At 45.5% G+C, this 21,562-nt stretch carries 14 protein-coding genes and 1 tRNA gene; 9 read left to right on the plus strand and 6 right to left on the minus strand.

Translation table 11 applies throughout. The features are described from left to right. Positions 1–166: 166 nt before the first annotated feature. Positions 167–1,807, minus strand: a complete 1,641-nt coding sequence (locus tag EXU57_RS08680) for a catalase (RefSeq protein WP_133267802.1) — start codon at positions 1,805–1,807, stop codon at positions 167–169. A 418-nt stretch (positions 1,808–2,225) separates the two neighbouring features. Between EXU57_RS08680 and trhA the strand changes: the two genes are divergently transcribed. The 3 genes from trhA (at position 2,226) to EXU57_RS08695 (ending at position 3,895) form a co-directional block, all read left to right on the plus strand. Continuing rightward, positions 2,226–2,888 (plus strand): PAQR family membrane homeostasis protein TrhA, encoded by a 663-nt coding sequence (gene trhA / locus EXU57_RS08685; RefSeq protein WP_133267803.1) that lies wholly within the window; start codon positions 2,226–2,228, stop codon positions 2,886–2,888. Between the two features lie 39 nt (positions 2,889–2,927). After that, a complete protein-coding gene (locus EXU57_RS08690; RefSeq protein WP_133267804.1) occupies positions 2,928–3,404 on the plus strand; it encodes a hemolysin III family protein in 477 nt (158 codons plus the stop codon). A 65-nt stretch (positions 3,405–3,469) separates the two neighbouring features. Continuing rightward, positions 3,470–3,895 (plus strand): hypothetical protein, encoded by a 426-nt coding sequence (locus EXU57_RS08695; protein WP_133267805.1) that lies wholly within the window; start codon positions 3,470–3,472, stop codon positions 3,893–3,895. Positions 3,896–3,958: 63 nt separating this feature from the next. On the opposite strand, the gene EXU57_RS08700 is transcribed toward EXU57_RS08695, so the two are convergent. After that, positions 3,959–6,067, minus strand: coding sequence for a dipeptidyl-peptidase 3 family protein (locus EXU57_RS08700; protein ID WP_133267806.1), 2,109 nt, complete (start codon positions 6,065–6,067; stop codon positions 3,959–3,961). 431 nt (positions 6,068–6,498) lie between these two features. Here EXU57_RS08700 and EXU57_RS08705 point away from each other — a divergent pair, with 431 nt between their 5' ends. Together EXU57_RS08705 and EXU57_RS08710 are read left to right on the plus strand one after the other, a co-directional pair. Next, positions 6,499–8,124, plus strand: a complete 1,626-nt coding sequence (locus tag EXU57_RS08705) for an ABC-F family ATP-binding cassette domain-containing protein (RefSeq protein WP_133267807.1) — start codon at positions 6,499–6,501, stop codon at positions 8,122–8,124. Between the two features lie 506 nt (positions 8,125–8,630). After that, a complete protein-coding gene (locus tag EXU57_RS08710; RefSeq protein ID WP_243745553.1) occupies positions 8,631–12,101 on the plus strand; it encodes a hypothetical protein in 3,471 nt (1,156 codons plus the stop codon). Positions 12,102–12,713: 612 nt separating this feature from the next. Here the strand turns inward: EXU57_RS08710 and EXU57_RS08715 are convergent. From EXU57_RS08715 to msrA, 4 genes are all read right to left on the minus strand, one after another. Beyond that, the gene (locus EXU57_RS08715) at positions 12,714–14,207 is read right to left on the minus strand and encodes a polysaccharide biosynthesis C-terminal domain-containing protein (RefSeq protein WP_133267808.1); all 1,494 of its coding nucleotides are present in this window, start codon (positions 14,205–14,207) and stop codon (positions 12,714–12,716) included. A gap of 21 nt (positions 14,208–14,228) precedes the next feature. Further along, the gene (locus EXU57_RS08720; RefSeq protein ID WP_133267809.1) at positions 14,229–15,929 is read right to left on the minus strand and encodes a M1 family metallopeptidase; all 1,701 of its coding nucleotides are present in this window, start codon (positions 15,927–15,929) and stop codon (positions 14,229–14,231) included. Between the two features lie 231 nt (positions 15,930–16,160). After that, entirely contained in the window at positions 16,161–16,844 is a 684-nt protein-coding gene (locus EXU57_RS08725) for a hypothetical protein (protein ID WP_133267810.1), read from the minus strand. Between the two features lie 264 nt (positions 16,845–17,108). Continuing rightward, positions 17,109–17,765: a peptide-methionine (S)-S-oxide reductase MsrA gene (gene msrA / locus EXU57_RS08730; RefSeq protein WP_133267811.1), complete on the minus strand. Its 657-nt coding sequence runs from the start codon at positions 17,763–17,765 to the stop codon at positions 17,109–17,111. Positions 17,766–17,996: 231 nt separating this feature from the next. On the opposite strand from msrA, the gene EXU57_RS08735 reads away from it, so the two are divergent. The 4 genes from EXU57_RS08735 (at position 17,997) to EXU57_RS08750 (ending at position 21,552) form a co-directional block, all read left to right on the plus strand. Continuing rightward, the gene (locus tag EXU57_RS08735) at positions 17,997–18,401 is read left to right on the plus strand and encodes a PPC domain-containing DNA-binding protein (protein WP_207955435.1); all 405 of its coding nucleotides are present in this window, start codon (positions 17,997–17,999) and stop codon (positions 18,399–18,401) included. Positions 18,402–18,730: 329 nt separating this feature from the next. Next, positions 18,731–20,830, plus strand: coding sequence for an endonuclease MutS2 (locus tag EXU57_RS08740; protein ID WP_133267813.1), 2,100 nt, complete (start codon positions 18,731–18,733; stop codon positions 20,828–20,830). A gap of 56 nt (positions 20,831–20,886) precedes the next feature. Beyond that, positions 20,887–21,273 (plus strand): response regulator, encoded by a 387-nt coding sequence (locus EXU57_RS08745; RefSeq protein ID WP_133267814.1) that lies wholly within the window; start codon positions 20,887–20,889, stop codon positions 21,271–21,273. 191 nt (positions 21,274–21,464) lie between these two features. Further along, positions 21,465–21,552, plus strand: a tRNA-Ser gene (locus tag EXU57_RS08750). Positions 21,553–21,562 lie beyond the last annotated feature (10 nt).

The raw sequence follows: 21,562 nt of genomic DNA on the forward strand, positions 1-21,562 counted from the left end.
CAAAAACCGCATTAACCTGGTATGTAAGACAAAGCTTTTTTTTAAAGTTGCCCTTTAGCCCGAACTTCAGTGGAGTTTGCAATGCCATACCTTCCACAGCAGCCCTCCAAATATGAAAAAGGGCCGCCTGGTGAGGCAGCCCTTTACTATTTTTTGCTATACGTCCCTAGTATGGCCTTGCTTCCTGGGAAAGCTCTTCCGCTTTCTCCACCGCTTTTTCGTCTTTGAGTTCGTTATTCGTAGCAGCACTTTGATGTTGTGCCGCTTCCCTCAAACCGTCTGCAACGCGTTGTCCGTATTCCGGATCGCACTTCGTAAACAATTCAATCATCTTATCCTGAATATGTTTTTGCGCAGGGGCAAGGGCACTAACCAGGTTGGAAATCAGGTCATCTCTTTCCCAAGGCTCATGTTGGCGGTAACGCTCACCAGCTTGCTGAAAGTCATTCGTCTTTTCGATTTTCTGACGAACAAGGTTGGCGTCGTAATGAGGAGTATGGTCCTTTCCTCTTTTTGGCGCCTCTTTAAGGCCGTTCATCGATGATGGCTCGTAATTAACATGTGGATTTTGGCCTTCCGCATGATCGACCCTGAACGTCATCTGACCATCGCGCTGGTTGGTTGCAACCTGTTTTTTAGGAGCGTTAATGGGCAGTTGCAGGTAGTTGGTACCGATGCGATAACGTTGCGTGTCAGAATAAGAAAAAGTTCTGCCCTGCAACATCTTGTCATCTGAAAAGTCAAGTCCGTCCACCAGTACACCTGTACCAAAAGCAGCTTGCTCCACCTCTGCAAAATAGTTCTCGGGATTTTTGTTCAGTACCATTTTACCCACCGGCAAAAATGGAAACTGATCCATTGGCCAGATCTTAGTATCATCAAGCGGATCGAAATCCAGCTCCGGATGTTCACCATCTTCCATAATTTGAACACAAAGTTCCCAGGCAGGATAGTTTCCACTTTTTATAGCATCAAATAGATCCTGGGTAGCATGGTTGAAGTTTTTAGCCTGGATCTTTTCCGCTTCCGGCTGCGTGAGGTTTTTGATGCCTTGCAGCGGTTCCCAATGGTATTTAACCAGTACGCCATGCCCGTCTTCGTTGACCCACTTATAAGTATTTACACCTGAGCCTTGCATTTGCCGGTAATTAGCCGGTATACCCCATGGGGAAAACAGGAAGGTTATCATGTGCATTGCTTCAGGCGTATTGCTGATAAAGTCAAATATGCGCTCAGCATCCTGCCGGTTGGTCACCGGGTCGGGCTTGAATGCATGAACCAGGTCAGGAAACTTCATCGCGTCGCGAATAAAAAACACTTTCAGGTTGTTACCTACCAGATCCCAGTTTCCATCTTCCGTATAAAACTTTGTTGCAAAGCCACGCGGATCACGTAAGGTTTCAGGCGAATGTCCGCCATGGATAACTGATGAAAATCGTACGAAAACCGGTGTTTGTTTACCTTTTTGTTGAAAAAGTTTTGCACGGGTATATTTAGCGATGGGTTGATCACCAACTGTACCATAAGCCTCGAAGTAGCCATGCGCACCTGCACCGCGTCCGTGCACCACACGCTCAGGGATCCTCTCGCGGTCGAAGTGGGTAATCTTTTCCAGAAACTGGTAGTTCTCCAGGGTAGTTGGACCTCTTCTGCCTACAGTGCGGACATTCTGATTGTCTGTAATCGGGTGACCCTGCCGGGTTGTGAGTGTATTAGAGCCCTGGCCGTTGCCGTTACGCTCTGCATGATGTCCATTGGAAGCACCATTAGTGGGTTGCTGACCCTGTACATTTTCCTCCTGGTTCATTATGAGTATTTTAGTAGTGAATAATTTTTGTGGATCGTAAAAATCGGGCAGTAAAGTTAAACATGAAAGGCGGAAATATGTTTACGATTTGAGGCAATACTTTCTGCTTTGAAAGGCAACAGTGATCATAGAGCCTATTTCTAAGTGCATTTTTATTAAGGTTCCTAAAGGTGCTTCAAGATAATTTTGCCGGAGACTTGTTGCGGAAATCAGACGGGTTTTCAGTAAATTTAAACAAGGCAGGAAGCGCGTAGCTATTCGTTGTGCATACAGGGCTTTAATCGAATAAGTTGAACGCCTTAACAGGGTACTGAGGTCAATGGTATGGAATTTATACTTCCAGCAGCATAGTCTCTTCGCAAGTTCTTTTTTGGCCCTGAACTAACCGCCTGCGAAACAACGGCAAATAACATATACAATGGAACAGCATATTCAGGAAGCGGCGATGCTTGAGGCCGATTTTTCAAGGGAGCAGGAAGTTGTGAATACAAGTATTCATGCGGTAGGAATTTTGTTCGGTATGATTGCTATCCCGATTTTACTTAGAAATGCAGCTGAAAATACGTTTTCTCTTAGCCTCTTAAGCGTTATCATCTATGGCTTTTGTTTCCTGATGACATTCACTTTCTCCACACTGTATCATGGTTTACAACGAAGAAGAATCAAGCGTTTCTTCAAATTGATGGACCGGATCAGCATCTACTTCTTTATTGCCGGTACTTACACCCCGTTTGTATTGCATTATATGTATGATCAAACCGGTGTTATACTATTATCGTGTATCTGGGTGCTGGTGATATTTGGCGTATTATTCGAGCTGTTTCTTGCTAAACGATATTTCATATTATCAGTCATTTTCTACCTGATAATGGGATGGCTGTTCATTGTGGTCAGCAAGTCGTTTTTTGCAGCTATGCCAACTGCTGTAATAGTGCTGATACTCTCCGGGGTTTTCTTATATTCTTTAGGTGTTGTTTTCTATGTGTGGCAGAAATGGAAATATCACCATGCCATCTGGCATACTTTCGTGCTTTTTGCAAGTATATGTCATTACGTAGCAGTTCTTAAAGCGGTTTCTTAGCTCCAACATATCATTTACTTCCTGAGAGGAAACTTTAGCATGCCATTATCGTCACGAAAAGAAGTTCGACAATTTGTGCATCGGAAGCTGCTTTTTCGTTTAAGGCGGCTTGCCATCTTATTTTTGCTGATACTAGCCATAGTGATCTACGAAGTTTCACAAGATTACATCAGCGGGTTGTTGGCAGCAGCAGGATTCTTTGCCGGGATGATATTAGGGGTTTTGGTGAGCTTACGAATGCATACCATCAGTTGGAATGCTGAAACCAGTAAGGCAGTAACCAGGATGGACAGGCTCGGAATTTATATTCTTATTGCTTACCTGTTGTTTTCCATTTTACGAGGGTGGATTTTCAGTTATTGGTTGCATGGTTATACATTAACTGCGTTCAGCTTAAGTGTTGGAGCAGGTGGTATGTTGGGTCGCCTATATACAACAAGGCACCGGATCCGGCAGGTGCTGAAAGAGGAAGGTTTTCTTCACCCGGGTCGCCGGAGCGATACAAATGCGAAATAGTAGCCGGGCATAAGTTTCGGAAAGCCGTGGCATCGCAATTGCACCAGTGCCTAAACAACTTATTCATGGGGGATTACCTAAACCTTCCGCTTAGTATCCAGGTCACCTGGTTGTTCTTATTATCTATTCCTATTGCTTGTATCGCGTGGACGGTTACGCATGAAGAGGTTTTTAGGGAGCCGCGGGAGTATTGCCAGCAAAAAAGCCAGCAATGCAAAACACTGTTACAGCGAAAATTCTTTTACCTGTTCACCTGCGAATACTGTTTCAGCCATTATGTTACCATCTTTATTTTGGTGATCACCCGATACCAGCTGCTTTTCTCCGGCTGGCGGGGCTACCTGCTTGCAGGCTTTTCGCTGGTTTGGATTGCCAATATTTACATGAGCATTTTCGGGCGGATAAGAATTGTGCTTAAAAACGACAAGCTGGAAGCAAAAATCAAGGAGGAGGAACTAAAGAAGGGTGAAGAGGCTAACACGGGATCATAAGTTTGGATTGAGTTCACAAAAAAAGGCTGCCCTTGCGGACAGCCTCGCAATAATACCTGGAGGTTAATTCTTTACCGGAAGGAACGCATACTTCTTGCCAAATTCCATCATCTGCGCAAAAAAGCTTTCGGGGTATTCCATCCTGATGTTGGTAATTTTATCACCGTTAACATCCGCCAGCATTCTTGGTTGAATAAAGCCGCGGTATGGCTTGACATTGAGTTTTGAATAACGCTCCAGTACTTCTTTGTGTAGCACCGGATCCACCTTTACACCATACGTTTCCACCAGGTTTTTGCCCGCAGCAAAGTCGCCTTCTGATTTTATTCGTTGTATTTCTTTCAACAGTTGACCGAACAGTTGGCGAAGTTTACCGTAGTCGTTAATCCGGACATATGTCTTACCATTGTTTTTTTCAAAAGCAACTACATTGTCCTTCTTGCCTTGTTCAAAGGCCCACCGGGCAACCGTCTGGCGATTTCTCATATGTGCCTCTTCGAGTTCCTGGCCCGGTTGAATACGGGTAAGCTGGGTCATCAATCCATTCATTATATAACTATCGTATCCAGCTTTTCCTACCTCGGGTGAGGGGGATACATTCAGGTCAATAAGTTTCTGGTCGGTAATGTAGTATAGCCCCACCAGGTCGGCTCGCGCCTCTTCAAGGGTAGACGCATAATTCTTCAGTGTCTTGTCGGTTGTTTCTACTCCGGGGTTAATCTGGCCGGACGCATGCCCTATACATTCGTGCATATCGGTATGCAGGTCTGAGGCCAGATTGCCGTACTGCTTCAAACGTTGTTTAACCGTGTCATTAAGTCCAAACTCGTCCAATGTTCCACCCTTTGCAGCAGCAACATTGTACGCGTGGATGATGTTGCTAAGCGAAACCGACTTCGAGCCATGGTCTCTCCTGATCCATTCATTGTTGGGCAGGTTTATGCCTATGGGTGTGCTTGGGGCCGCATCGCCGCTTTCCGCCAGCACGGTGATTGCTTTTGCGGTGATGCCTTTTACATTTTTTTTCTTGTGGTCAGGCATAAGCGGAGAGTTGTCCTCAAACCACTGCGCCTGGTCTGCAATCGCCTTTATGCGCTTTGTTGCCTCAAGATCTTTGATCGATACTACGCTTTCGTAGCTGCCTTTTTTACCAATGGGGTCAAGGTATACTTCAATAAAACCATTTACCACGTCGAGCCTTGAGTTTACATCGTTAACCCAGGCAATGCTATATTCATCAAACTTTTTCAGATCGCCGGTCTGGTAATATTCAACCAGCAGGTGTAGCGCTTTTTTCTGTTCGGCATTTTCAGCAACGTTTACCGCCTTTTGAAGCCAGCTCACAATCTTTTCAATCGCCGGAGAATACATCCCGCCTACTTTCCATACTTTTTCAACAACCTGCCCATTTTCCTTCATCGTTTTACTGTTCAGCCCCCAAAGTGGTGCGTTGCCTTTAGTGTCGAACTTCGCGTAGTAAGCTTCAACTTCCTTTTGGGTTACGCCCTCGTAAAAATTAACGGAGGAGGCAGCAATGTTATCAATCCCTGCCCGCAGGTCAACAAGCTTTGGCTCTACTTTAAAGTCATAAACGAGGGGTTGTATCCTTGCGGTGAATGCTTTAACACTTTCCCCGCTGTCCTTAGGTAATAGGGTGCTGTCGCTTTCTTTAATGATGGCAGCAAAATAAGCTGGTGCACAACCGGGAACAAACTTTTCGTTGCCGTAGTGGTGATGGTTACCATTGCTAAACCAAAAGCGGCCGCAGTATTCTTCAAATTTTTTCCAGTCCGGGCTGTTTTTATCACCCTTATAACTTCCGTAAACAGCTTCAATCGTTTTGCGCAACAATAGTCCGTATTTGCTTTTTTGATCGTACAGGATGTCGCGGCCACACATCGCAGCTTCGTACAGGTAGTAAGCCAGTTCTTTTTGCTGAGCACTGAGTTCTGCAAATCCCGGAACCTGGTACCTGAGCATTTGAAGATCAGCAAACGACTCAGCCTCAACCTTGAAGTTGGCATCGGTCGTAGAAGTGGTGCTGTCAGAGGCGGCTTGCTTAGAGCTGCCTTGATTGTTGCAGGCGATAATAATTACACTACTTGCAAGCGCCGGTACTATCCAACTGGCAACCTTGAATTTTTGTGTTGTTTTCTTGAAAGGGCGGTACATAAGGGCTGGATCAATTTTGTGAGTAGATAAAAATAGGGGATTTCCTTGCAGATGCAAAAATCGGTCATGGGTAGTCGCTGCACGTCTCCGCATATTGCTTGAGCGTTCAATGATGTCTTAAATCGCTAACAAAGGATGATTGCCGGTAAACCCCCTTTTCCTTTTAGAATTTAATTCTGAAATCCTGAGCGCGCTTTTTACTACTTTTGCGCCTCGAAACAAAGGCGGCCACCAGTTATGGGCCGTTCTTATGGTTTTATCGTTGTTGTTTTCTAAAGTTTTTTTGGGGACGAACTGAGGGAATGCTATTCACCATCGTTGTGTCACTCACTTGTACGGCAGTAATTCAATGCCCCCGGCTTTCCCCTGTAAACTTTGGTAAGCAACACCTGGATGTTGTATTAATAATCGGAATTAAGAAACACTATTAAATGATCAGTGCAAAAAATATAACGCTTTCGTTTGGTAAGCGGGTGCTTTTCGATGAGGTCAACCTCAACTTTGTAAAAGGCAACTGTTACGGTGTAATTGGCGCAAACGGAGCTGGTAAAAGTACATTTTTGAGAATCCTGAGCGGCGAAATCGAACCTACCAAAGGTTCGGTTGAGATTTCCCCTGGCGAACGCCTTGCGGTGTTAAGGCAAAACCAGTTTGAATTCGACGAGCACACGGTTCTAAATACCGTGATGATGGGCCACAAGCGGTTGTGGGAAGTGTTGCATGAAAGAGAAACCATCTATGCCAAAACCGACTTTACAGAAGAAGATGGTATGAGAGCGGGTGAGCTTGAAGGCGAGTTTGGCGAGATGGGCGGTTATGAAGCGGAAAGTGAGGCAGGAACCCTTCTCAGCAGCCTGGGTGTAAACGAAGAATTTCACCAGAGCCTGATGAAAGACATTCCCGCTAATTTTAAGGTGAGGGTTTTACTTGCGCAGGCATTGTTTGGAAACCCCGACATCCTGTTACTGGATGAGCCTACGAACGGCCTTGACATTGAAACGATCAGCTGGTTGGAAAACTTTCTTGCCGACTATCAGAACATCGTTCTTGTGGTAAGCCACGACCGTCACTTTTTAGATACGGTTTGTACCCACGTTGCCGATGTTGACCGTGCTAAAATCAAAATATTCAGTGGTAACTATACCTTCTGGTACGAGAGCAGCCAGTTGATGGCCCGCCAGATAAATGATAAAAACAAGAAGAACGAAGATAAACGAAAGGACTTACTCGACTTTATCGCCCGGTTTAGCGCCAATGCCTCTAAGAGCAAGCAGGCTACTTCAAGGAAAAAAGCCCTTGAAAAACTTACGATCGAGCAAATTGAGCCAAGTAACAGGAAGTATCCCGGTGTGATCTTTACACCGTTGAGGGATGTCGGCAACCAGATACTGAATGTTGAAAACCTCAGTAAGTCTGTTGATGGCAGAAAGCTGTTCGACAAGGTATCGTTCAGCATCAACAAAGGCGATAAAATCGCCTTCTATAGCAAAGACGCACTTGCCGTAACCGCATTTTTTGAAATGCTGACCAACAATGAAAGTGTAGAGTCAGGCAAAATAGAGTGGGGGACCACGGTCACTACGGCTTACCTGCCGGTAGAAAACAACCAGTTCTTCCAAACCGATCTTTCCCTGATGGATTGGCTAAGGCAATGGGTTCCGCCTTATGTAACCGACGCTGATGAGCCGTTCCTGAGAGGTTTTCTTGGAAAAATGCTTTTTAGCGGCGATGACATCGGCAAGAAAACAAAAGTGCTCAGCGGGGGAGAAAAGGTGCGTTGTATGATCAGCCGGATGATGCTTCAGAACCCGAACGTGATCATCCTCGACCAGCCGACAAATCACCTTGACCTTGAGAGCATCCAAAGCTTCAACGAAAGTGCAACAAACTTTAAAGGGATTGTTCTGCTCACCAGTCATGACCATACATTCATGCAAACTGTGGCAAACAGGGTAATCGAACTTACGCCAAAAGGCATAATCGATCGCCTGATGACATTTGATGAATACCTGGACGATGATCGTGTAAAAACAATGCGCGAACAGATGTATAACTAATACCTGACGATTCTAATAAAGCCATTCGGATCCGGATGGCTTTTTTTATGCAAAGGGTTTTCAACCGGGAAAGTATCCATAGAGGTGACACGATTGCCATTATGGCTCAGGAATTATTGATTTAATGTTGTTTAGTTAAGCCGATTGTCCAATTCATTTGCGGCGCAATGACATGGCGTACAAGAGTGCGACGCCCGTCCGACTGGCGCAGCCGGGCGGACAACAATGCTATATAGTATTACTAAAGCCGGGTACAAAAAAACATTGCTTAACTAAACTACATTGATTGATGAGTGCTGTCCTGGTCTTGCCTGGAGCAAGCAGACGGGCATCAATCCCGCGGCTTGTATAAGCCAGAGGTGGTTCTGCTCCAGCGAGTTCGTAAAGAGGTTAAGTGCTTTCAGAACCCCAATTGAACCCAGGCAGCCAAACCGGGATGTATTTTGTCTGATGTTAACCTGTAAAGCAGCTACATTTATATCGTCATCGTACACATACACCCCCTTTTGAAATGGATCCACTATATACTTGTGCTGATTGGGATAGTCGTGTACACCTCAGCTAGCGGCCAAATTGCATCATCGTCAAATGTAAAGCGCAAAAAGGTCGCCGTTGTTCCCACTTTACGGATCGACAGCCTTAGCATTGTTCCAAATACATTTCTTATAAGCGGTGTGGATACCGGCTCTTACACAATCGACCTGGTAAACTCGGTGCTTACCTGGAAACAGCAACCCGTGCTGGATAGTGTTCACATCACCTATCGCGTGTTCCCTTACCGCTTCAATGAAGTCGCCCGGCGCTTTACCTATGATAGCGTGATGAATAATTTTATTCGTCAACCCGAAATTTTCAGCCGCGGCAAGAAAGCGGCGATGAACCCGCTTTTCAATTTCGGAACCATGAACTACAACGGAAGTTTCGGCCGGGCGCTAAGTTTTGGAAATACCCAGGACGTTGTTGTGAATTCCCAGTTCAACCTGCAATTGAGTGGTCTTATCGGCGATAGCATCAGGGTTGCCGCAGCCATTACCGACAACAATATTCCTATACAACCGGATGGTACAACCCAGCAATTAAATGAATTTGACCGTGTATGGTTGCAGTTTAAGAAGCATGGCTGGGAAGTAAACCTTGGTGATATCGATATACGGCAGAACAGGTCGTACTTCCTGAATTTCTATAAGCGGGTGCAAGGAGTCTCATATGAGAACGAGTCGGCTGTTAGCCGTAACACCACTAATAAGACATTTGTTTCTGGTGCAATCGCCAAAGGTAAATTTACCCGGAACGTTTTCCAGGGCGATGAAGGAAACCAGGGCCCGTACCGACTAAGGGGTGCCAACAATGAATTTTTCTTTATCGTTTTGGCAAACACCGAACGGGTCTTCATCAATGGCGAACTATTGCAGCGCGGCGAAGACCAGGATTACGTAATCAATTACAATACGGCTGAGATCACATTTACCCCCCGTCGCTTCATTACAAAAGATAGCCGGATACAAGTGGAATTTGAATACTCCGACCGCAATTACCTCAATTCCTTATTGTACCTGAACAATGAGACCATAGTCAACAAAAAGCTAAAGATAAATCTGGGCGTTTACAGTAATTCGGATGCAAAGAGTTCACCAATTAACCAAATCCTGGATCCAAACCAAAAGCGTTTTTTGAACCAGGTAGGCGACAGTGTGCAAAGTGCTTTTTATCCGACGGCAACGGTCGATACATTTCAAACCGATAAAATCTTGTATGCAAAGGTGGATACCTCTTATGCCGGGGTTAGCAGTTCAATCTACGTGTATTCCACGAACAAAGACAGTGCAAAGTACAGCCTGGGCTTTCTGGAGGTAGGTCAGTCAAGGGGCAATTACATTCCCATTTTTAACGGGGCAAACGGTAAAGTTTACCGGTGGGTGCAGCCGGTGAACGGGGTTCCTGCCGGAAACTTCGAGCCCGCAACCTACCTTGTCACGCCAAAAAAGCAGCAGTTATACACTTTCTCATCGGTGTACGACATCAACTCAAAAACACAGTTGCAGGCCGAAATGGCCTTGAGCAACTATGATGTAAACCTGTTTTCTGAGAAACATAAAACCGATAACAAAGGCCTTGGGGGAAAGCTGTTGCTTAATCATAACGCGCAGCTTTCGATCCGGCGCGGTAAGTCACTTAACTTTTCAGCCGCTGCAGCTTATGAATGGGTGCAAAAAAACTTCAGGCCAATCGAGCGCCTGCGCGCCGTAGAGTTCTATCGCGATTGGGGACTCGACTTTCTTCCACAGGCGGCCACAGAACACCTGCCGGTTCTTACACTCGGATTAAAAGATCAGGCAGCGAACGCACTTACCTACCAGCTGAGCGGTTACTTCAGAAGTGACCAATATAGCGGGGTAAGGCATTTGCTACAACAAAACCAGAAGATCGGGGGGTGGGACTTCAGGAATGTTGTAAGCCTGACTGCTTTTGAAACTGCAACAACACGTGGACGATTTACCCGGCCAACAGTAGAAGTAAGTAAGGTGTTCAAAAAGTTGGGCAATTACGCAGTTGGAGGAGGTTATGCTTTAGAGTCAAATATAGTTCGTGCTAACTTGCGGGATACGCTCACCCCTTTAAGCTTTGCGTTTCAAACGATATCGGCATACCTAAAGTCGGACGAGTCAAAAGACAATCGTTGGAGCTTTACTTACTTTACCCGGAGCGACAAACTGCCCTCGCGTAAAAACCTCGTGCAAACGGATCGTAGCCACAATTTCAACCTCGGAGCAGATCTGCGTTCAAATCCCAATCACCAGTTGCGGTTAAACCTGAGCTACCGGTTGCTCGAGGTATTCGCACCCGGGCTTACATCGTTAAAGCCGGATAATTCAATGCTTGGAAGGGTAGAGTATTCGATTAATGAGTGGAAAGGTTTCGTGGTAGGAAATGTGTTGTACGAACTGGGCGCCGGCCAGGAACAGCGGCGCGACTTTGCATACTTTGAAGTGCCGGCGGGTAGGGGTGAGTTTGCCTGGATCGATTACAATGCAGATGGTATACAACAACTAAACGAATTTGAAATTGCCTTGTTCCCCGACCAGGCAAAGTTCATTCGGATTTATACTCCTACCAACACATTTGTAAAGGCAAATTATACACAGGTGAATTACAGCATTACGCTAAATCCACGCGCACTGGCCGGCAACATTAGAAACAAACGGTTCAAAGAATTTGTAGGCAGGTTCAACCTGCAATCGACCTTGCAGACCGCCAAAAAAGAACTGGCCGGCGGCAAAATTTTATTCGATCCATTTAAAGGTGGTATTACCGATACCTCCCTCATAACCCTGAACAGTGTGTTTGCCAATACCCTGTCGTTTAACCGGTTTGGTCAAAAATGGGGTTTGGATGTCAGCAACGCTAACAACTTTAATAAAGCACTGCTCACTTATGGGTTTGAAAGCAGGAAGCTGAGCGAGTGGATATTTAAAGCACGTTGGAATGTTGCCCGGCAGTATACCATGGAAGTGGTTCAACGGGTGGGTAATAACTCGCTGTTTACTCCACGCTTTGCCAATCGAAACTACGAACTCAACCAATTTACTGCTGAGCCGCGGCTCACGTTTGTGCAGGGCACAAAGTTCCGATTGCAATCGGGCTACCAGTTTGCCCGTAAAAAGAACCTCCCGGAGTATGGCGGTGAGTTATCCAAAGCAAATGCCCTGAACCTGGAGACCAAGTATAACTCGGTTAACAACACCAGCCTCGGTGGTCGGTTTACATTTAGCAACATCAGTTATACGGGCGCTGTAAACAATACCATCAGCTATATAATGCTCGAAGGATTACAGCCGGGCAAAAACTTTTTGTGGAACCTTGAGCTGACAAAAAGACTGGGCAACAACCTCGAACTTAACCTGAACTACGAAGGGCGTAAACCGGCTGCAATCAATACCATCCACATTGGAAGGGTGTCGGTGCGCGCGCTGTTGTAAGGAGGCGGTTATGTTAACTGAGTTAAGAATTATGAGTTAAGCGTTATGAGTTAGGTTGAAGGTTGGATGAGTTAAGAATTATGAGTTAAGCGTTTTGAGTTATGTTGAATGTTGTATGTTGAATTATATATGGGATGAGTTAAAAATTATGAGTTAAGAGTTATGAGTCAAAGTCGTCTGGTTAGGCCCCTTGCTTGCTTAATTTGCCCCGTAATGGTATACAGTACAAGTGTGCGACGCAACGATTTACAATTAAAAACCTGCAGCTTGGTCCAAAAAAAGATTGTATAGCCAAACGACATTGTTTTTATGGAAAGGTGAGTTATGAATTATGCGTGAAGCGGTTGGAGTTATGTTGAATTGTAAGTGTTGTATGTTGAATGAAGTGTGAGTTATGAACTATAAGTGAAGAGTTTTAATAAATGTGGAACTGGAAAGTAAGTTAATTCTTATGGAGTATGTGGGTTTAGACAGATTAATTATAAGTGAATCTTATGCAGGTTCAGTCGGAGGAGGGGTTAAACGTTATGGTTGGTACAGTAGGGTGCCAGGGAGGTTTAGTAAAGCATAGCAATGAGTTTTGAGACCCCTATGTATGTTAAATTAGAGCGATCAACTTTTGTGATTCCTCTCTTTGAACTTGTAATAAAGTTGCATAGCATCAGGGGTAAGTTCGAATACAAAAACCCCCGACAACAGCATACCGGAAAAAACAATGCTCCGGAGAAAGATGCCGGTCCATCCGTCAAAAGACCTGAAAAGAAAGTAGCTGGTGATAAAGGATACGAACGCCAGTAAGATGCTGTACCCGGTTTTACGGCTGAACGGCTGCATATTGAACTTGCGCCGCAGGAACTCGAACCGAATGAGGTTGTAAATGGTGAAAGAAATTACATTGGCATACGCTGAACCTTCAATTCCGATGTTTTTTACGAGAAGATAGTTGGTTGGAATGACAAACAACAACAGCACAACCCCGCTGATAAAATCAAAGCGCCAGTTGTTTGAAGTGCCGATGATGATGTTGTTTACACCGGTGCCCGCATCAATCAGGCGGGCAACTCCAAGAATAATCATCACCTGTATGCCAGCCTGGTAGGTCTCCTTAATACCTAGTACGGTCAGCCCCTCTGAAACGTTCAACACAATATTACCATAGATGAAAAATGCCATCAGGAGCAGGTTTATGGAAGTGCGCTGATATATCCGGTTTATTTCAACATAATTTTTGTCTTTCCAGGCCTGGGCCAACACACCCGTGCTGATGGCCTCAAGGCTGCGCTGTGGCACCTGTACAAGGGTAGACACGTATTGCGCTAGGGTGTAAATGCCTGCTGCAGGAAGGTTGATCAGGCTGGCAATTAGAAGTCCATCAATCGTCTGGCCAATGGTCCTAATCACGTTACCACTAAATACCAGGGCCTGCATAGAGACCATCAATCGCCAGTATTTACGGGTAACCCTGCTTATGGTAAAAGTGATGTGAAACTTGTTGATATAGATAAGATAACAAAGCAGGGCAAGGAAGATCGCCACATATAAAAAGGAGAACAGTTTTATAAACGTTGGAAAGCTAATCACGTCGAGGTAACGCAGCACAATTAATAAGGTGGTAAGCAAACGGATACCCGTTTCTTTTAAAAAGTTGGAAAGCACCGTTCGATGTAGTGCCCACATAAAAGCTTCAACTACAAAAAAGAACAACATCCCCATACCAAACGGGAAAACCCAAAAGTAATAGTCGAGAAACAGCGGAGAGTTTTCGATAAATTTTCTGATCACCAGCGGCTGAAAAACATAACCGCCTATGCAAACAATGGTAAAACCAATCACCGCAGTCGTCAGCACCAGGGTTAATAAGTCGTTGTTTCGGTCGGCAAGGTTGTCTTTGTAATACGGGTAAAATTTATACATCACCGATATTGCGCCAAGGCTGCCAAAAGCAAAAAGGTTTTGTGCAAAGTCGAAGAATACCCTGGTGAGTCCGAATTCGTATTCCGTAAATACACCCTGCCGCGTGTAGAGGTAAATGTTGATTGCCCCAATTAAAAAACCCGTGTAAGAAAGTATGCTGGATACGATCGCCTGTTTACGAATGTTGGCCATTGATTGGGATAAGCGTGTAAATTAGGGTTTGCCCTTTACTTGTTGCACATCGATGTAGTACAGGCGCTCTATAGCTGCCGGTAAAAAATCGTCGCTTTGGCCAGGCTTTAGTTTTATGCTTTTCCATTTCTCAACAGGAAAGATCCGGGTGACGTCACTACCGGAGCCGAGTACCAGGGGTAGATTAAAACCAGGAACGCAGTTGGCCCAACGGTAGAATATCGTATTCTTTTGCCCGGGGTAATATTCAAGGCGAGGCACCTGGGTAGTACGTAAATATTGGTCAAAGGTTTTTTCGAAATTAATACCGGTTTGCCTGCTGATCAATTGTTCAACTTCGTTAGTCAAAACCGTTTTATGAAAAAATGAGCTGTTGAGGTTGCGTAACAGTTGGCGAAATATGGTATCGTTATTCGTTACCCGCCGGATAATATTGATCATGTTTGCAGCCTTGTAATACATATCGCCGCTTCCTTCTTCATTCACACCGTAAATGCCAATAATGTTTTTATCGTTTTGAATGTTTTTCCTGATCCCAAGAACATAATCCGTTGCGGCTTCCTTGCCAAACATCCATTCGGTATACAGCGTTTCGCTGTAGTTGGTGAAACCCTCGTGTACCCACATGTCGGCGATATCCTTTGTGGTAATGTTGTTGCCGAACCATTCGTGCCCGCTCTCGTGAATGATAATAAAATCCCATTTCAGGCCCCAGCCGCTTCCGCTGAGGTCGCGACCAAGGTAACCGTTGCGATAGCCATTTCCATAAGCCACTGCACTTTGGTGCTCCATGCCCAGGAAGGGTGTTTCCACCAATTTATAGCTGTCTTCGTAAAAGGGGTATTTACCAAACCAGTACTCGAAACAATGCAACATTGCTTTTGCCTGGCTGAACTGTGCTTTTGCTTTTTCGAGATTCGCCTGGAGAGCCCAATAGCTAAGGTCGAGTTTCCCACCTTCACCCATTAGCGTGTCCGTCCAGTTAACATAGTTGCCGATGTTCATGGTAACCCCATACGTGTTAATCGGGTTTTTGACCGCCCAAACCCATGTTTTTGTATTGCCTGCAGCGCGGCTTACGTTTACAAGCCTTCCGTTGCTAACAGCCGTCAGCGTATCGGGAGCCGTTATGCTGATCTGCATGCCCAAATCAGGTTCATCGGCCTGGTGATCTTTACAGGGCCACCAAACACTCGCACCGAGACCCTGGCAGGCCGTTGCTACAAAGGGATACCCAAAGCCGTCGGTCGACCATACAAGACCACCATCCCATGGCGCACGTTTAGCGGCTTTGGGCACACCATGATAAAATATCGTTATAGAGTCTGTCGCCAGGTCGCGCAGGTCGACCAGGTAGATGTTGTTTTGTTGTTTAAAACTAAAATGGATCGTAGTCAGACCGCTTGCCGGAGCTTTTGCAACCTGGCGGGTTTGTATACTATCAACCTGCATGGGCTGTTGCAGGTCAATTTGCATAATCCTGTTTGTTGATGATTGGTCAATCGCAAACCGTATGGTGTTGGCGCCAGCGATCGATTTTGCAGCAATGTCTGGGGTAACTTTCAGGTTATAGCTGGTTACGTTCCACCAGTTTCGGTTTACATTTAAACTACCACGTAGGGTATCGTCGCTGGTAAATGTTTTTTTATCCGGACCCAATTGCGCTTGTACCAGAACTGTAAGTAAGCAGCCAAGAAGTAATAGATTGCCCTTGCGTTTCATCGGCTAAAAATAAAGCTTAGTCGCCAAACAAAGTGGTTCGCAAGCTAAACGGCTAAACCCGCGAACCTTTTAACGGCTCAATTGAATGCTAACAGCTTCTTATTAGGGCCCGGTCACTCGGTTTGGCTGTAGTCACGGTGGTGCATAGGGCAATACGGGGTATCCCAAAGCTAATAAACATCTGGCCCGATGATGTAAAGCGGCCTGCTGTCGGGCAGGTACAGTCAAAGGTCAATTAAGATTAAAGTATATGCCTGCCTGGGGAATTAGCAGGTCGGTAGTTAACTTATTTACGGCAAAGCTAGCGGTATTGTCGTTATTGATCCATGGGTCGGATAGGAAGCGGCTTTTGAAGCCGGGCAGGTAAGAGGTTTTGAACTGGAGGTAACTTTTGCCAGCGTGCTGCAACCGGATATTAAGACCGGCGCTGCCGCCATAAGTAAACGCCCATCCCAATCGGCCATTGCTCGTATTATTGATCTTGGCAAACCCGTTCGTCGTTTCCTGGCTTACCGCGCATATGGTTCTAAAGTTATTCCCGCCAACAAGTGCTTCAAGAAACGGGCGCAGAAGCGCTGATTCATTGGGAACACTGATCCGGAAGTTTGCTAAAGCCGACCACACCCGGTTCCTCGATTTCAGCCGGTATAAATCAGTTGTTCCGAAAGTGGCGCCGTTAAATGCAGTGCTGTTGTTGAGGCTGCGCTGGTAGGCTACCTCAAAGCCTGTATACAGCGGCAATTGCCATATAGGCTTAAAAGTAAAATTTAAACGTGCCCCCGGGATTGGCCCGGGGTTTACATTACCAAAGTCGCCCGAAGCATATGCGTGTTGAAGGTTGATCGAAACCCCGCATTTTTGGGCAGCTACGCCCATGCTCAGCACGATAAGCATGCCGGAAAGTACAGTTTTCATGAGTTGGTTTTGGTGTATTTTCTGGCAAGCCGGTAAAGCTATAAACATAAAAAAAAGTTCCTGCGTATGCAAGAACTTTCAATATTACATTATCGCTTTTAGGGGCATTCGGCAGACGTCCTTTTTTGGACGATGGTTCAGGCTGCGCCGGGCTGCGCTTCGCTCCGGCCGCGCCCTTGGGGGTCGCGGCTAAACCCTTTGCATCCTGCAGCCCTTCGACATATAGCAATACCCGGCGATTGACCACGCACGAAAAAGCGTACTTTATTCTGTCTTAGATTTCTTCAATTTGTCTTTGAAAACCTTTTCAAACTTTTCCATCTTGGGTTGTATTACATACCTGCAATACATTTGATTGGGGTTGCTGTTATAATAGTCCTGGTGATAGTTTTCGGCGATGTAAAACGTTTTAAGCGGTTCAACAGTGGTAACGATTTTAGCACTAAAAGCGCCAGACTGCTCCAATGATGCTTTATAGCCCTCTGCCTTGTGGCGTTGCTCGTTATTGTGGTAAAAGATGGCACTGCGATATTGTGGACCGAGGTCATTTCCTTGCTGGTCTGGGGTTGTCGGGTCGTGTGTTTTCCAAAAAACTTCGAGCAACTCATCATAGGTGATTTTCGCCGGGTCAAATACAACCTGGCAAACCTCAACATGTCCTGTTGTTTTGGTACAAACCTGTTCGTAGGTTGGATTGGGAACATGGCCGCCGGTGTAACCACTGGACACTTTTAACACACCATCGAGTTGTTGAAATACTGCTTCAACGCACCAGAAGCAACCCGCCCCAAGCGTAGCCGTATCTGTTTTAGTTTCAGTCACGGAAGATTTCGATTGATTTGCCGCTGCCACATCGGTTATATTGTTGCAGGAAAGAAGAATGAGATTAAAAGCGAATAAGGCTGTATAAATTACATTCATAAAAGCAACTTTTAGCGTAAGGGCCGAAATTCGGTTTAGTTACCAATATAAAATTCATAAAGTTAACCGGATCGCGTTAAGAAAAAGATAAAGGAAACATCGGTATGCTGTCACAGATGCTTCATTAATGGGTACATCCGGTAGTTAAACCATTTTTTAAATATGCGCTATTTATTTCGATTGCTCGTTTTTTTGCTTGTCAGCGCGTGTTCAACAAAAACTAATAATAAGGTGAACCCAACTAAATCGTTTGCCCTGCGCCTGAAGCCCGGGCAGGATATTAAAAAGTCTATTGCTGCTTTCGTGCAGTCGCAGGATATACGTGCAGGTTGGATCGTTACCTGCGCTGGAAGCCTGACGCAATACAACATTCGTTTTGCAAACCAACCTGATGGCACGAGGGCTACCGGCCACTTTGAAGTGGTTAGTCTTGGCGGTACGCTGTCGGTTAATGGCTCACATATCCACATCTCCGTTGCCGACAGTACAGGAAAAACAATAGGCGGGCACCTTCTCGACGATAACCTTGTTTATACTACTGCCGAAATCATCATCCAGGAGTCGCACGAATGGATCTTCACCCGTGAAAACGATGGCTCAACACCGTGGGAGGAACTACAGGTAAAACCCCGGTGATCAACGTAAAGCCCATTGTGATCCTATTTGAACCATGTTGTTCAAAACACTTTTTCCATTGATATTTCTAACGTAATATTGCGATTGTTGTCGCTTGTGGACCGTGTTAGCGAAGACTAGTCGATTGCTGTTGTGCCAAAAGTGGTGTTAAAATGGGCCAACTGACATACGGGTTTTATTTATTGTACTGGTTACCAGGTATCAGCCTGCTTTCACGCGGGAAGTTTTGCCCGACATTATATATGGAACAGCCTTTATATACCGCATGGAGACGTTATTTTTGCACCACAAAAAATTAATCGTATTCCGCTATGCGGAATGGAGGTCAAATGAAATTATTTCCAGAATCTGCAGCCGTTCAGTTAGAGTTTGATAAGGTAAAAGCGTTGCTTCATGAGCATTGCAAAAGTGAGTATGCGAAACACAAGGCGCTTAACCTCCGTATTCATACCAGGCTTGCTTTTATTGAAACTGAGTTGCAGCAAAGTAATGAGTTTAAGCAACTGTTGCTGCATGCAATGCACTTTCCTAACGACTATGTATTAAACCTGCAAAAAGACATCAAACTGTTGTCGATACCGGGCGCTGTATTGTCGGGCGAACAGTTTGTGCAAATCAGGAAACTTGCATTAAGTATTCAATCCATTTTCAGGTGGTTCGATAATGAACGCAGGTTGGCATACCCTGCTATGGCTAAGGTGATCTCAGAAAGTTATTTTGAGAAGGCTGTTCTGGAAATGATTGATGAGGTGCTGGACGAAACAGGTAATGTAAAGGATAATGCATCGGAAGATTTGCAACGGATCAGGATGAGTCTTTACAAGCGGCGCAACGAACTGCGTCGCATGTTCGACAAAGTAATTGCCCGGCTTGCTAAATCAGGTTTTACCGCCGATATTGAAGAGAGCTTTAGTAATGGCAGAAGGGTAGTAGCGGTGTTTTCGGAGCATAAGCGCCAGGTGGGTGGTATCTTACATGGCGAAAGCGATTCGCGTAAAACCGCGTTTATCGAACCCGAGGAAACAGTTGGCCTGAATAATGAAATTTTCAGCCTCGAAAACGAGGAGCGAAAAGAAGTTCAGCGCATCCTAAGAAAGCTTACTGCCGACCTTTCCGTCTACGCTCACCTCCTTGGCAACTACCAGGACATCGTAGGCGAATACGACTTCATCCAGGCGAAAGCCAGGTTTGCCCTCGATATAAACGGTCAATATCCCACCATCATCGATAAGGCACATGTTTCGCTGGTTGACGCCTATCATCCACTATTGTATTTGTACAATAAGAATTCCAGTAAAAATACGATTCCGGTATCGATTAACTTAGATGACAAGAATCGCATCTTGGTGATCAGCGGGCCAAATGCCGGTGGTAAAACGGTCACGCTTAAAACGGTTGGGCTGTTACAGATTATGATGCAGTCGGGTTTGCTGGTATCCGTGCATCCAACCTCAACCATGGGTGTTTTCAAACAGTTGATGATCCATATCGGGGATACCCAGAGCCTTGAATTTGAACTGAGCACCTACAGCAGCCACCTCAGGAATATGAAGCACTTTATGGAAGTGGCAAGTGGTAAAACGCTCTTCTTTATCGATGAACTTGGAAGTGGAAGTGACCCCAACCTTGGCGGTGCGTTTGCCGAAGTGATTATGGAAGAGCTTGCTTTTAAGCACTCTTTTGGTATTGTTACAACCCACTACCTTAACCTGAAGGTGATGGCCAATAAGGTGCCAGGTATCATGAATGGTGCAATGGCGTTCGATGAAGAGAAACTCATGCCTATGTACAAGCTGGTAATTGGTAAACCCGGAAGTTCCTATACCTTCTCCATAGCAGAGCGTATAGGGCTAAACCCAAACCTGATTAAAAAGGCCCGGCAGCTTGTTGATGAGGACCACTTCCGGCTCGACAAACTGCTCAACCGCACCGAGCAGGACCTTCGTGAACTTGAAAAGAAGGAGGTAGAGCTGGCCAGGTTGGTTAAGGAAAATGAACGCCTCAAAAAGGAGATGACTGTTGTAATGGACAAAGAGCGCCATCGTCAGCAGGTAGAACTACTAAAGGAGCAAAACCAGGTTAAGGAAGACCAGATTGCCTACCTGAAAGATATGGACCGTAAGCTCCGCCAGATTGTATTGGACTGGAAGAAGACAGAGGATAAAAACGAGCTGGTCAAGCAAATGCAAAGTCTCCTGTTCAGGAAAAAAGAACATGGGGTAAACAATAAGTTGGCGAAGAAAGTGGAAGGAAAGTATAAAGAGGTGAATGCCGATATCCAGGTGGGCGCCTCTGTTAAGCTAAAGAAGAATTTCCAGGTTGGCGAAGTAAAGGAGATCAGGGGAAAGCGGGCGATTGTGCAGGTGGGTCTGATCCCTATGAGTGTTGATCTTGCCGACCTGGTGGTGGTTGAAGAAAAGACTGCATGACGAACGTTTGCCGATAGTAGTATCCATTATTCTTTTAAAACACTTAACCGGAAGTTATGGCAAGGTACAAAAGCGTATTGCTGGTAGAAGATGATCCAATAACAATGTTGGTGTGTGAACGGATCATTCGTATGAATGATTTTGCCGCCGAGGTTAAGTCCTGTGAAAATGGTGAGCTTGCTTTGCAGCACCTTGAGTCATTAATGTTGAATGGTACACAGATGCCAGACATTGTTTTCCTCGATGTCAATATGCCGGTGATGGATGGTTGGGGTTTCCTGGAGGGATTGGTAAGGCTTGAAGCAAAAGGCAAGCTACCGAGGATCTTCATCTTGTCGTCCACGGTTGATCCTGAAGATTATAAAAAGGCCCGTTCTTACGAGGTTGTAGAAAATTTTATCTTAAAGCCGCTTAACCGCGATTCGCTGGAGCGCATTCCCTGATAATTCTTTTTACCCGGTGCGTGTACGTCGATCCTGCCGGAAGGCTGGTCCAGGCTAGCACTGCTTTACTCTATGGTGTACAAGGCCATGGAGGTTTGTGCCTGTTCGTGAAATCATGTGCCTTCATGAGCGATTTTCAAAAAAGACCAAAGTTTATTTTGTGGATATAACTCAAAACGTATTTTTGCGCCGGAGAGATGGCAGAGCGGTCTAATGCGGCGGTCTTGAAAACCGTTGACTGTTACAGGTCCGGGGGTTCGAATCCCTCTCTCTCCGCCAGATAGCATAT

This window comes from Segetibacter sp. 3557_3, from assembly GCF_004354985.1.
Classification (GTDB): Bacteria; Bacteroidota; Bacteroidia; order Chitinophagales; family Chitinophagaceae; genus Segetibacter.